Raw genomic sequence first — 11,683 nt, forward strand, 5'->3', positions numbered from 1 at the left:
CAATCCGGCCGCTGCCTCGACGCCTGGAACACCACCAACGGCGCCCAGATCCAGCTCTACGACTGCCACGGACAAACCAACCAGCAGTTCCGGCTCGCAGCCAGATGATCGTGACCGACCTGGCCGGTACGCAGATCCACCGACTGCGCGGCAAGGTCTGACACCTGCGAGGTGTGACTGATGAACCGGGCGGGCTCGACGTCAGGTCGGGCCCGCCCACCGCTGCACATCAACGACCCGGGCTCCGTAGGCTTGGGCTGGTGACATCGGTGCGGGAACGGATCAGGGCGGTTCTCGCCGGGGCGGTCGACTACGAGGCGGGGCTGGACGCGCTGACCGTCACACCGTCGGTCGACGTCGACCCGGCGCTGGTGGCGGCGCGGGACGAGGCGTTCGCGCGGCTGTGGCGGGGCGGGTGGCAGCCGACCGAGCTGCACCGGGTGGTCGCGCGACGGGGCCTGCCGCGCCAGGCCGAGCTGGTGACCGACGCGGTCGCCGAGTACCTGCGACAGTTTCCCCGCGCCACGGTCGACGGGCGGTGGCTGGCGCAGGCGGACGCCCTCGGGGCGCAGGTCTGGTGGGCGGACGACGCCACGTACGTCGACGCGCTCGTGGCCCGCTGGCGGCTCGACCGGGTGGCCGTACTCGACCTGGTGTTGGGCCTGCTCGCCATCCTGGCCGCGCTCCCGCCGATCGAGGTGCTCGTCCCGCCGCCCGGTTCCGCCGCCGCGCCGGTGGGCGGGTCGGGGTCGTCGCGGACCGACGCCCGGCTGCTGGATCGGGTACGCGCCCTGCTCGCCAAGGCGGAGTCGACGACGTTTCCGGCCGAGGCGCAGGCGTACACCGCCAAGGCGCAGGAACTGGTCACCCGGCACAGTCTGGACGAGGCGCTGTTGGCAGCGCGTAACGGTGGCACGACTCGGGTGGTGCCGTACGCGCGCCGGATCGGTGTGGACCACCCGCACGACGGGGAGAAGGCGTCCCTGCTGGCCGCCGTCGCCAAGGCGAACCGCTGCCACACGGTCTGGTCACCGGAGCTGGGGTTCAGCACCGTCTTCGGCTTCGACACCGACATCGACGCGGTGGACCTGCTCTACACCTCGCTGCTGGTGCAGGCGCACCAGGCGATGGCCCGGACCGAACCGCCGGGCGGTAAGGCCGGGCGAGGCAGGCTGAAGGCGTACCGTCAGTCCTTCCTGGTGGCCTTCGCCGACCGGATCGACGAACGGCTGACCGCCGCGGCGCAGGTCGCGTTGGCGCAGGCCACCGATCGGCGGGACGGGAACGGTGCGAGCGACGCGGCCGACCTGCTGCCGGTGCTCGCCGCGCGGGACGAGCAGATCCGCGAGACCATGCGACGGGTCTTCCCCGACACGGTCCGGTCCCGGGCCATCCGGGTGGACAGCCGCGACGGCTGGGAGTCCGGCCGGCAGGCCGCTGACCGCGCCTCCCTGCCGACCGACACCAGGCGGTGACAGGTTCCGCCCGTCCCACTGCGCACCAGTTGGTGCGGCAGGAGCGCCCTGGCCCGCACACCCAGGTCGGCGGCGGGCGGTTCCGGCGACCGGACGACCGTCCGCACCGGGTCACGGTGCGGACGGTCGCCCCGCTGTCAGCTCCCGAAGGTGCCGATGTAGAGCAGGCGGTTGGGTGAGCCGGCTCCGGGGTTGATGACGACGTTCGGGGTCGCGGCGGCGACGATCGCCGCGTTCACGGTCGCCGGCGACGCCGACGGGTTGTTCCGCAGATAGATCGCGGCGGCGCCGGCCACGTGCGGGGCAGCGAACGAGGTGCCGCTGCCGGTGTACGTGGCGGTGTTGCTGGTCCGCCAGGCGGCGGTGATCGAGACACCCGGGGCGAACAGGTCCAGCGCGGTGCCGTAGTTGGACCAGGCGGGACGGGTGTCGGTGCGGTCGGTGGCGCCGACGGTCAGCGCCTCGGTGACCCGGGCTGGTGAGGTGCCGGTGGCCGGTACGCCGGAGTTGCCCGCGGCGATGGCGTAGGTGATTCCCGCGTTGATGGATCGCCGGACCGCGGCGTCGAGGGTGGTGCTGGCGCCGCCGCCGAGGCTCAGGTTGGCCACCGCCGGCCGGGTCGCGTTCGCGGTGACCCAGTCGACACCGGCGATGACCCCGGCCGTGGTGCCGGAGCCGCTGTTGTTGAGCACCCGGACCCCGACGACGGTGGCGTTCTTGGCCACTCCGTAGGCGCTCCCGGCGGCGACCGAGGCGACGAAGGTGCCGTGCCCGTTACCGTCGTCGGTGTTGTAGTCGTTGTCGACTGCGTCGTAGCCGTGCACCGCCCGGCCACCGAAGTCCTGGTGGGTGATCCGGACTCCGGTGTCGACCACGTAGATCCGGACCCCGTTGCTCGGACCGTAGGTGAACGACTGGTTCAGCGGAAGGTACCGTTGGTCGATCCGGTCGAGACCCCAGGACGGCGGGTTCGGCTGGGTGGCCAGCGCCTGTACCCGCTGGTCCTGCTCGACGTAGGCGACGGCCGGGTCGGCCGCCAGGCGGCGGGCGGCCCGCTCGGTGAGGGTGGCGGAGTAGCCGTTCACCGTCCGTCCGTAGAGCCGGTCGACCTGGCCACCGCCGTGCCGGGCGGTGACACGCTCGGCGCTGGCTCGGGTGAGCTGCTGCCCGTCCCTGAGTACGACGATGTAGCTGCCCGGGACGGCGGTCGGCAGGTCGGCGCCGAGAACGGTGCCGGTGACCGGTGCGGCCGCCGCCGGGTTGAGCCCGGCCGTGGCGAGTAGTGCGCCCGCGAGCGTGGCGGCGCCCAGAGTGCCGAGCCGGCGGCGGGTGACGAGGTGGGTGAGCCTCACGTGGCTGCTCCTTCCTGGGCCGGCCGTGGCAGCGGCCGGCACATGCCGCGCCTGAATCCATAGTGGACGATGGGGCGCGGGAAACCTTGTGGTGCACCGGGTTCGGTGCGACACCCAGGCTAGGCAAGGATGAGCCATCGATGGTTGCGGTTGCTTTAGGCTTCTGTTGCCGGGTTGCTCCAGCGGTAACGAAAACACGTGGGCCGCGACATGCCTGCCGCTCAGCGGGCGGAGGCGGTCATCGGACGGCCTGACGCCCCACGGTCAGAAGTGACCGACGCGGCGGCGTCGACGGGCGCGTACGGCGTCCAGGGCGGCTCACGCAGCGCAGGGCAGTGTTCGGCGGTCGGATGGTTCGCAATGTCGATCATGCGGTCGAGGGCGTCGCGGGCGGCGGCGAGATCGGCCATGGCGGCGGTGATCCGGTCGCGCTCGGCGGTCAGCAGCGCGAACGCCTCGCGGGAACCGTGTCCGGCGTCGACGTAGGGCATCAGCTGCAGGATGGTTCGGCTGGGCACACCGGCGGCGAAGAACTGTTGGATCAACCGCACCCGTTCGACGGCTGACTCGGGATAGGTGCGCTGGCCCCTGGGAGACCGCTCCGAGGTGAGCAGACCCTGCTCCTCGTAGTACCGCAGCGCTCGCGTACTCACGCCTGAGCGCCGCGCGACGTCACCGATCCGCATCCACGTCCTCCATCGGCTCCACAATCCGACTTGCCCTTGACGTCAACGTCAGCTTTTACCGTAGTCGACGTCGGGCCGGACACGGTCCCACCCCGAATCGACCCAGGCAGGGAGCACGGAGCCATGAACATCGCCGACCAGATCGCCCTCGTCACCGGATCCAACCGCGGTATCGGCCGCCAGTTCGTGCTCGAGCTGCTCGATCGCGGGGCGAGCAAGGTGTACGCGACGGCCCGTCGCCCCGAGATCCTCGACTTCGACGACAGTCGCGTGGTGCCGCTGCGACTCGACCTGCTCGACCACGAGTCCGTCGTCGCGGCGGCGGCGACCGCGCGTGACGTCACGCTGCTGGTCAACAACGCCGGCATCGCGACCGGCGCCCCGCTCGTCACCGGCGAGCTGACCGAGGTCCGCCGCGAGATGGACACGCACTTCTGGGGCACGCTCGACGTGATCCGCGAGTTCGCCCCCGTACTCGCCGCCAACGGCGGTGGCGCGATCGTGAACGTGCTCTCGGCGCTGTCGTGGTTCGCCGGCCCGGGCACCGGCTCGTACGCCGCCGCCAAGGCCGCCGAGTGGAACATGACGAACGGCGTACGCCTCGAACTCGCCGCCCAGGGCACCCTGGTCCAGGGCGTGCTCCTCGGCGCCGCCGACACGGACATCACCGCCGACTACGACGGACCCAAGATCGACCCCCGCGACGTCCCGCGTCGAGCGCTCGACGGGCTGGCCGCCGGGTCGATCGAGGTGATCGTCGACGACTGGACCGCGATGGTGAAGGCCTCGCTCGCCGGCGACCCGGCCCCGTTCTACACCCGGATCACCGAGATGCTGGGCGCCCGCTGAGCGCCGACCTCACGGCACCAGGATCGTCTTGCCCCGGACGCGTCCGGACTCGGCGTCGCGGTGCACCGAGGCCAGGTCGGTGAGAGGACGCGACGCGGCGATGTCGAGACGGACGGCACCGGCGTCCACGAGGGCGACGAGGGCGGCGAGGTGGCGGGTGTCGTTGCGGGCCACGAAGCGTAACGCCGCCGTCGCCGACCCGGCGGGTGCCGTCAGCGCACCGGCGGCGGACACGACGACGCCTTCTGGGCGCACCAGCGACATCAGTGCCGCGGCGTGCCGGGCACTGACCACGACGACGTTGAGAATCACGTCGACCGGGGTGGCGAGCGCCTCGCCGAGGGGCGTGGTCGTGTAGTCGACGATCTCGTCGGCGCCGAGATGGCGGACCACGTCGGCACTGCGCGGGCTGGCCGTGGCGATGACGTGGGCACCGGCGTACTTGGCGAGTTGGACCGCGAACCCGCCGACGCCACCGCCCGCCCCGTTGACCAGCACCCGCTGCCCCGCGGTGATGCCCGCGTGCTCGAACACCGCCTGCCAGGCCGTGACACCGGCGATCGGGATGGCGGCGGCGTGCGGAAGGGGAACGGAGGTGGGCGCCGCCACGACGGTGTCGGCGGCGGCGGTGACGTACTCGGCCGCGGCGCCGCCCGTGTCGACCCGTCCGATCACCCGATCGCCCACGGCGGGGGTGTGCACGCCGCCGCCGAGTTCGACGATCGTGCCGGCGACGTCCCCGCCGAGGGTGTACGGCAGATCCAGCGGAAGGACGGCCCGCAGCAGTCCACGGCGCAGGCCGACGTCGGACGGATTGAACGAGGTCGCGGCGACCTTGATCAGTACCTCACCCCGCCCCGGCGTCGGGCGCGGCACGTCTTCCTCGCGGATGACCGAGGCATCACCGTACTGGTGGATTCGCAGGGCTCTCACCACTCGAACCTATGGCGGCATCCGAAGACGATCCATGCTCCTGAGTCCCCTGTTCATACTCGATCGTCTTCGGTGGCGATAACCTGCCCACGATGGACGTACTCAGTGACGTGATCACGGTCCTGCGAGCCGGCCGGCCGCGCTCCGCGCGAATCGCGTGGCACGCCCCGTGGGCGCAGCAGTTCGCACCCGTACCCGGCTCCGCCGGTTTCCAGATAGTCCTGCAGGGGCCGTGCTGGCTCATCGCCCCGGACACCGGCCCGGTGCCGCTTGCCGCCGGGGACATCGTGTTCCGGCCGCACGGTCGTGGCCACACGCTGGCCGACAGCCCGACGACCGCACCCACCGCGCCCGCCTGCGACCCGAACGACCCAGCCCTGGCGCGGTACGTCTCGGACGTCGGCGACGCCGCTGCCACGGTCACCCTGTGCGGCGCGTACCAACTCGATCCGGTCCATACGCATCCGCTGCTCGACGACCTGCCCGAGCTCATCCATCTGCCCGCGCACCTCGGGCGACACCCAGAACTCCGCGCCACCGTGGACCTGCTCGCCGGCGAGCTGGAACGGCCTCGCCTCGGTACCGACGCCGTCATCCCGGCGTTGCTCGACACCCTGCTGCTGCACATCCTGCGGTCCTGGCTCGACCACAAGCCGGCACCCGGGACCGTGACCACGGGCTGGGCAGCGGCACTCAACGATCCGGCCACCGCCGCCGCACTGCGGGCCATCCACAGCGACCTCGCGCGGCCGTGGACCGTCGCGACACTCGCCGCCGAGGCGGGGCTGTCCCGTGCGCCGTTCGCGCGCCGCTTCACCACGCTGCTCGGAAAGCCGCCGCTGACCTATCTGACCTGGTGGCGGATGACCACGGCCGCCCGGCTTCTCCACGAAACCGATACGACGCTGAGCGGCATCGCGGTACGCGTCGGCTACACGTCCGAGTTCGCGTTCGCCACCGCGTTCAAACGCCGGTACGGGACTGCCCCCGGCAGGTACCGCCGAGCCGGACGGTGACAGCGGATCTGGAACGAGCGCTTCCCGGTACGACGGCCGTTGCCGGGGCAGCGGCCGTTACCCGGGTGAGGGAACCGACGAGAGCAGGACGAGGAAGTTGTTGATCCGGTCGGTGCCCGGCTGGTGGCCGGTGTCGGCGTGCGACCGGGCGGCGAGTTGGGCGCTGTGCCAGGCGGTGGCCGAGTCGCCGCCCCGGTGCTCGGCGGCGGCCCGGGCGGCGAGTGCCCGGCCTTCGAGCAGCCGGTACCCGCACTGCCGCGCGATGGACAGCGCTGCGTGGCACCAGGCGAGTGCGGCGGGCTCGTCGAGGTCGGCGAGGCTGACGATGATGTCGGCCTCGATGTAGCGGTCCGCGGACGCGCGTGCGTACGTCAACGCGTCCAGCAGGATGCCGACGCTCCGATCCACGACGCCCAGGATGTGAAGTGCGACCGCTTCGAGTCGGGGCTCGGCCGGCTCGCGCGCCATGTCGAGTGCCTGACGGGCGAGCGAGGTGGCGCGGGCATCGTCGCCACGTGCGTGGTGCACCCGGGCCAGTGCGCACAGGGTGGTGGCGCGGCCTCGGCTGCCCGTCTGCTCGTGCAGCTCAAGCGCGGTCGTCAACGTCCGCACCGCATCGTCGGAGCGGCCGAGGAGGTGATAGACCGAGCCCAGGTTGCTCAGGATCAGCGCGCGGCTGCCCACCGCCTTGTTCCGTTGCGCCAGGGTGAGCGCAGCCTGGTGGTGATCGGCGGCTTCGGTGAGGCGTCCGAGGTCGGCGCAGACCAGTCCGAGGTTGTTGTGGTTGACGGCGACGCCGGCCGTGCGGCCGCTGCTCTCGTTCAGCTCCAACGCCTGTCGCACGACCCGCAGGGCTTCGTGTGGCTGGCCGGTCATCCGGTAGACCGGGCCCAGGTTGCCCAGCGCCGCCGCCTGCCCTTCGCGCCATCCCGACCGGTGCGCCGACCGCAGCGCCAGGCGGTACTCGTCGATCGCCTCGGAGAACCGTTCCAGTCGCCAGTACAGGGCCGCCAGGCTCAGTCGGGCTGCCGCCTCGGCCTGGTCGTGGCGCGCGGCCCGGGCAGCGGAGAGACCGAGGCGGGCGACCTCGGACCATTGGGCGGTGTGCATCCCCAGCCACAGGTATCCGCGTAACGCGTCCGCCAGTGACCAGGCCAGCGTGTGCAGTTCCTGACGCGTCGCGTGTCGGGTCGCGGCGACGAGGTTGTGCCGTTCCGCGTCGAGCCAGGCGAGAGCGTCGACGTGGCTGGTGAACCGCAGGTGCCCACGCGCGGGGACAGCTGACTGCACGGGTACGCGCAGCACCTGCGGATACAACCGGTCGGCTGCGGCGTACACGCTGAACAGGTACCAGGAGAGCAGGTCGTCCAGGGTCCGCCGGTTGTCGTCGAGGCTCGCGAGCTCGGCGACGTACCGGCCGAGCAGGTCGTGGGTGCCGAAGCGGCCCGCCGTCCGTTCCTGCACCAGATGGGCGTCGGCCAGGCGGGAGAGCAGTTCGGCCGCCTCCGCGGCTCCACATCCCAGCATCACGGCGGCCGACTCCGCGGTCACGTCGGCGCCGGGCACCAGGCCGAACAGCCGGAAGAGTCGCCGGAGTCGCGGTGGCAGGGTCCGGTAGGAGGCAGCGAACGCCGATCGGACCGCGATCTGCTCGTCCTCGCGGACGGTCAGCATGGTCAGCGGATCGCCGGCGCGCAGCCGGGCCAGGTAGTCGCTGATCGTCTCGTGCCGACGGGTTTGCAGGTCCGCCGCGGCGATGCGCAGTGCCAGCGGCAGATGGGCGCAGTCCCGAGCCAGTTCGGCGAGCGTGGCCTCCTGCCCGCTGACGCGGTCCTCGCCGATGACGCGGGCCAGCAGCTCGGTGGCCTCCGAGGGTGCGAGCACGTCCAACGACAACCGCTGTGCGTCGTGGCGGGTGGCCAGCCCACCGAGGTGACTCCGGCTGGTCACGATCACCAGGCAGCCGGCGCCGCCGGGCAGCAGCGGCTGGACGTGCGCCGTGTCCCGGGCGTTGTCGAGCAGGAACAGCATCTGCTTGTCGGCGACCACGCTGCGGTAGAGATTCGCCGCCTCGTCGACGTCGTCCGGAACCTGGGTGGGCGGCACACCGAGCGCGCGAAGGCAGCGTGACAAGGCGTCCAACGGTGCCAACGGTGCCCCGGGTGAGTGTCCGCCCAGGTCGAGGAAGAGCTGGCCGCCGTCGAACTGTGACCGGACCCGGTGTGCCCACCGGATCGCCAGGGCCGTCTTGCCGACCCCGGCGGTGCCGATGATCGCGACGACCGCCAGGGCGCCGCTCGCGCGCGCCCGCTCCAGCATCGCGTCCAGCTCGGCGAGCGCGTCCACGCGACCGGTGAAGGTCGACAGGCCGGCGGGCAGTTGGGCCGGGCGCGGGCTCGGGCCGGTGTCGGCGACGGCGGGCGCGGGCCGGCTCGGCGGGAACTGCTGCCGCAGCACCTGTCTGTGGGTCTCCGCGAGCCGCGCTCCGGGCTCGACGCCCAACTCGTCGGCGAGTCGGCGACGGATCCGCTCGAACACCCGTAGCGCCTCGGCCTGATGGCCCGATCCGGCCAGCGCCGTCATCAATCGCACGACGAGGCCCTCGTGCCAGGGGTTCGCGGCCGTCAACCTGCGCAGCGGCGCCACCGCCTCGGCGTGCCGGCCGAGTGCGAACTCGGCGTCGAACAGGTCCTCGGAGGCGGCCAGCTGCTTGTCGTGCAGGCTGGCGGCGGCCCCCGGCACGAACGCGGCGGACGCGCCCGCGAGCGCCGGACCGCGCCACAACGCCAGCGCCTGTCGCAGCAGGGTGGCCGCCGGTTCGTGCTCGCCCGCGTCGGTGTGGCGGCGAGCATCCGCGACGAGACCGGAGAAGACCGTCGTGTCCAGGTCGGCGTCGTGGAGGTCGAGACGGTACCCGCCGGATCCCGAGAAGATCATTTCGGGTAGGTCGGCGGTGCGGGTCAGGTGCCGTAATCGGGAGACGCAGACCTGGACCTGCGCGCGTGCCCGTGCGGGCGGCGCCCCGCCCCACAGCGCTTCGGCCACCTGTTCGGCCGACACCAGCACGTTCGCGTTGAGCAGCAGATAGGCCAGCACGGCGCGCTGCTGGGGCCGCCCCAACGGCACCGGCTCCCCGCGCACCACGGCCTCGACCGGACCGAGCAGGCGCCATCTCATGCGTCCCCCACCTCAGCGCATCTATCGCATTCTATTCGTCGCCACCTGGGCGGCTATCGGACGGCTAGCCGATGGCAAGGCGGCCCGCGCAGCCTCAGAGATGGCCGGGCGAACGACCCGGACCGATATCGCGAAGGAGCTTCAATGGGAGGAAGAATCCGCGCCGCCGTGGTCGCCGCAACCGTGCTCGGCCTGCTCGTCGCAGCAGCCGGCATGGCGCAGGCCGACCCGGCGTCGCAGCCCGCGTTGCGGGACGCCCGGGCCGCCGCGACAGCCTCGGACGGGCTCGGCACCGCCGCGAAGGGTGGCATCGGCATCGCCGCGACCTGGTTCACCGGTACGGTCGCAGTCGGCGGCACGCAGGGGTGGACCTGGAACAACGCCCCCGCCGACGCCGCCTACGTGGTCGGCTACAACCCAGCCGGCGCCACCACCTCGACGATGTGCCAGTTCGAGACGATCAGCAGCCAGTACGTCCAACTGTGGGGCGGGCAACGGCAGTTCCAGTTCACGCTCAAGAACGTCGGCTCGATCGCCTGTGGCGCGACGGTGCAGCTCGCCGCGGTGAGCAGCTCGGCCTACGCCTCCACCGGCGGTGTCAGCCCGGGCGGCACCCAGACCTACCTGTGGAACATCCCCTGGCACACCAACTGGGTGGTGGGGCTCAACCCGAGTGGCGCCACCAGCTCGGCGGCCTGCCAGTTCCGGGTGACCCGCACCTGGTTCGTGCAGCCGGGTGCGGCGGGTGCGCTCCGTCAGTTCTGGGTGGAGGTCAAGAACGTGGGCACCATCGCCTGCCAGACCGATATCCGACTCGGCTCCACCGCCGTCTCGTACAGCTTCAACATCGCATCCATGGCGTCCGGCGCCACGTGGTCCACGACCTGGACCAACGCGAACCCCGTCACCTCGGCCTACCTGGTCGGCGCGTCACCTCAGGGCAGCTACCCCATCACCTGCCAGTTCGAGGTCACCCGCATGATCTACCGCCAGCGCATCAACACCAACGGAACGTCCGAACGCCAGATCACGATCTCGTTCAAGAACCTCGGCGGGACCACCTGCGGAGGACTCGCCGAACTACAGACCCTCGCGGCCTGATCCCGTACCGCTCCGCCGACCGTCGGGCGACAACCACCGTTGTCGCCCGACGGCCCGACGCGGTCACCGCACGGTGGGAGCGGATCCGATCGCGACCACACCGCCCAGGCCGTCCTAGGAAGTCATCCTGATCGCAATAGGCGCCGAGCGCCCGTCACGTACCCTGGCCCCTCTCCGACGTCTGCGGTGGCACCGAACCGGTGCCACCGCTTCGAGCGTCCCGGTGTGTCGGCGCGTGGCACGGTCCGGTCAGGCCGCACTCGCCAGGAGCAGGGCCAGCACCTGCCCGAGCAGGTTGTTGGTGACGTGTACCGCGACGGCGGGCCAGATGGAGCCGCTGCGGCGGAACACTTCGGCGGCGACCAGGCCGACGACCAGTGCGGTCACGAAGACGAGGTTCAGGCCGTGCATCAGCGCGAAGATCAATGAACTGCCGACGACGCCGACGACCGCGCCGTAGCGCAGCAGTGCCGTGGTGACGATCCCGCGGAACAGGAACTCCTCGCCGATGGGCGTCAGGACCGCCAGAAACAGCAACGACAGGATCAGCGTGAGGATCCCGTCGCCGGCCGCGTCGAGATACGGCTGCTGGACATTCTCGGACGGACCGGTGAGGTAGTAGACCGCGGCGGCGACGATCCGGGAGACGACCAGGGCGACCAGGCCACCCGCTACCCCGAGCAGGAGCCAGCGGCCGGTCGTCGGACGGACACCGAGGTCGCTCCAGTTCGTGGAGCGGATGCGCGCGGCGGCCGCGAAGGCGATGAGACCGGCGACACCCGAGAGGGCGGCCAGAATGAGGCCGGACGTGACCGGGCTGAGCCCGTCGGCCGCTCCGGTCCGGTCGAGGGTGATGGGGAGGCCGTAGCCGACCAGCGCCATCACGGCCAGCCCGACGAGGATCTCCGGCCATCCGGGCCTCTTCGTCTGCACCGACACGTCAACGGCCATCGCGAGAACCTCCACTGTGTACTCCGAATCGGGCCGAGGCAGATAGTTGCCCTTGTTGTCCTATCCCAAACCGAACGATTCGGACCTTGCCCAGCGCGCTGTCCACCAGCGGACTGCGGGCGGGGCCGTCCGGCGGCCATGGT

10 protein-coding genes are annotated in these 11,683 nt (G+C 71.6%); 5 read left to right on the forward strand and 5 right to left on the reverse strand.

The features are described 5' to 3' along the window. Together ACWDVW_RS15925 and ACWDVW_RS15930 are read left to right on the forward strand one after the other, a co-directional pair. Window positions 1-108 (forward strand): ricin-type beta-trefoil lectin domain protein (locus tag ACWDVW_RS15925; protein WP_449949272.1); only part of this gene is annotated, 108 nt, incomplete at its 5' end. A gap of 152 nt (window positions 109-260) precedes the next feature. After that, window positions 261-1,475 (forward strand): DUF2786 domain-containing protein, encoded by a 1,215-nt coding sequence (locus ACWDVW_RS15930; RefSeq protein WP_449949018.1) that lies wholly within the window; start codon window positions 261-263, stop codon window positions 1,473-1,475. A gap of 137 nt (window positions 1,476-1,612) precedes the next feature. Here the strand turns inward: ACWDVW_RS15930 and ACWDVW_RS15935 are convergent, their stop codons facing one another. Together ACWDVW_RS15935 and ACWDVW_RS15940 are read right to left on the reverse strand one after the other, a co-directional pair. Then, window positions 1,613-2,827: a S8 family peptidase gene (locus tag ACWDVW_RS15935; RefSeq protein ID WP_449949021.1), complete on the reverse strand. Its 1,215-nt coding sequence runs from the start codon at window positions 2,825-2,827 to the stop codon at window positions 1,613-1,615. Between the two features lie 221 nt (window positions 2,828-3,048). Next, window positions 3,049-3,513, reverse strand: coding sequence for a MerR family transcriptional regulator (locus ACWDVW_RS15940; RefSeq protein ID WP_449949023.1), 465 nt, complete (start codon window positions 3,511-3,513; stop codon window positions 3,049-3,051). Window positions 3,514-3,636: 123 nt separating this feature from the next. On the opposite strand from ACWDVW_RS15940, the gene ACWDVW_RS15945 reads away from it, so the two are divergent. Further along, on the forward strand, window positions 3,637-4,362 hold the full coding sequence (locus ACWDVW_RS15945; RefSeq protein ID WP_449949026.1) for an SDR family oxidoreductase: 726 nt from the start codon (window positions 3,637-3,639) through the stop codon (window positions 4,360-4,362). A gap of 9 nt (window positions 4,363-4,371) precedes the next feature. Here ACWDVW_RS15945 and ACWDVW_RS15950 read toward each other — a convergent pair whose 3' ends face one another. Continuing rightward, window positions 4,372-5,295: an NADP-dependent oxidoreductase gene (locus ACWDVW_RS15950; protein WP_449949028.1), complete on the reverse strand. Its 924-nt coding sequence runs from the start codon at window positions 5,293-5,295 to the stop codon at window positions 4,372-4,374. Between the two features lie 92 nt (window positions 5,296-5,387). Here ACWDVW_RS15950 and ACWDVW_RS15955 point away from each other — a divergent pair, with 92 nt between their 5' ends. Continuing rightward, the gene (locus ACWDVW_RS15955) at window positions 5,388-6,311 is read left to right on the forward strand and encodes an AraC family transcriptional regulator (RefSeq protein WP_449949031.1); all 924 of its coding nucleotides are present in this window, start codon (window positions 5,388-5,390) and stop codon (window positions 6,309-6,311) included. Window positions 6,312-6,368: 57 nt separating this feature from the next. Here ACWDVW_RS15955 and ACWDVW_RS15960 read toward each other — a convergent pair whose 3' ends face one another. Continuing rightward, on the reverse strand, window positions 6,369-9,488 hold the full coding sequence (locus tag ACWDVW_RS15960; protein WP_449949034.1) for a BTAD domain-containing putative transcriptional regulator: 3,120 nt from the start codon (window positions 9,486-9,488) through the stop codon (window positions 6,369-6,371). Between the two features lie 144 nt (window positions 9,489-9,632). Between ACWDVW_RS15960 and ACWDVW_RS15965 the strand changes: the two genes are divergently transcribed. Beyond that, window positions 9,633-10,589, forward strand: a complete 957-nt coding sequence (locus tag ACWDVW_RS15965) for a hypothetical protein (RefSeq protein WP_449949036.1) — start codon at window positions 9,633-9,635, stop codon at window positions 10,587-10,589. A gap of 249 nt (window positions 10,590-10,838) precedes the next feature. Here ACWDVW_RS15965 and ACWDVW_RS15970 read toward each other — a convergent pair whose 3' ends face one another. Then, window positions 10,839-11,540, reverse strand: a complete 702-nt coding sequence (locus tag ACWDVW_RS15970; protein ID WP_449949038.1) for a CPBP family intramembrane glutamic endopeptidase — start codon at window positions 11,538-11,540, stop codon at window positions 10,839-10,841. Window positions 11,541-11,683 lie beyond the last annotated feature (143 nt).

The organism is Micromonospora sp. NPDC003241 (assembly GCF_053589795.1).

Bases quoted from the DNA above. Each gene is read 5' to 3' on its own strand.
- ACWDVW_RS15965 (WP_449949036.1), top strand. From the start codon at position 9,633: ATGGGAGGAAGAATCCGCGCCGCCGTGGTCGCCGCAACCGTGCTCGGC.
- ACWDVW_RS15970 (WP_449949038.1), bottom strand. From the start codon at position 11,540: ATGGCCGTTGACGTGTCGGTGCAGACGAAGAGGCCCGGATGGCCGGAG.
- ACWDVW_RS15940 (WP_449949023.1), bottom strand. From the start codon at position 3,513: ATGCGGATCGGTGACGTCGCGCGGCGCTCAGGCGTGAGTACGCGAGCG.
- ACWDVW_RS15960 (WP_449949034.1), bottom strand. From the start codon at position 9,488: ATGAGATGGCGCCTGCTCGGTCCGGTCGAGGCCGTGGTGCGCGGGGAG.
- ACWDVW_RS15955 (WP_449949031.1), top strand. From the start codon at position 5,388: ATGGACGTACTCAGTGACGTGATCACGGTCCTGCGAGCCGGCCGGCCG.
- ACWDVW_RS15945 (WP_449949026.1), top strand. From the start codon at position 3,637: ATGAACATCGCCGACCAGATCGCCCTCGTCACCGGATCCAACCGCGGT.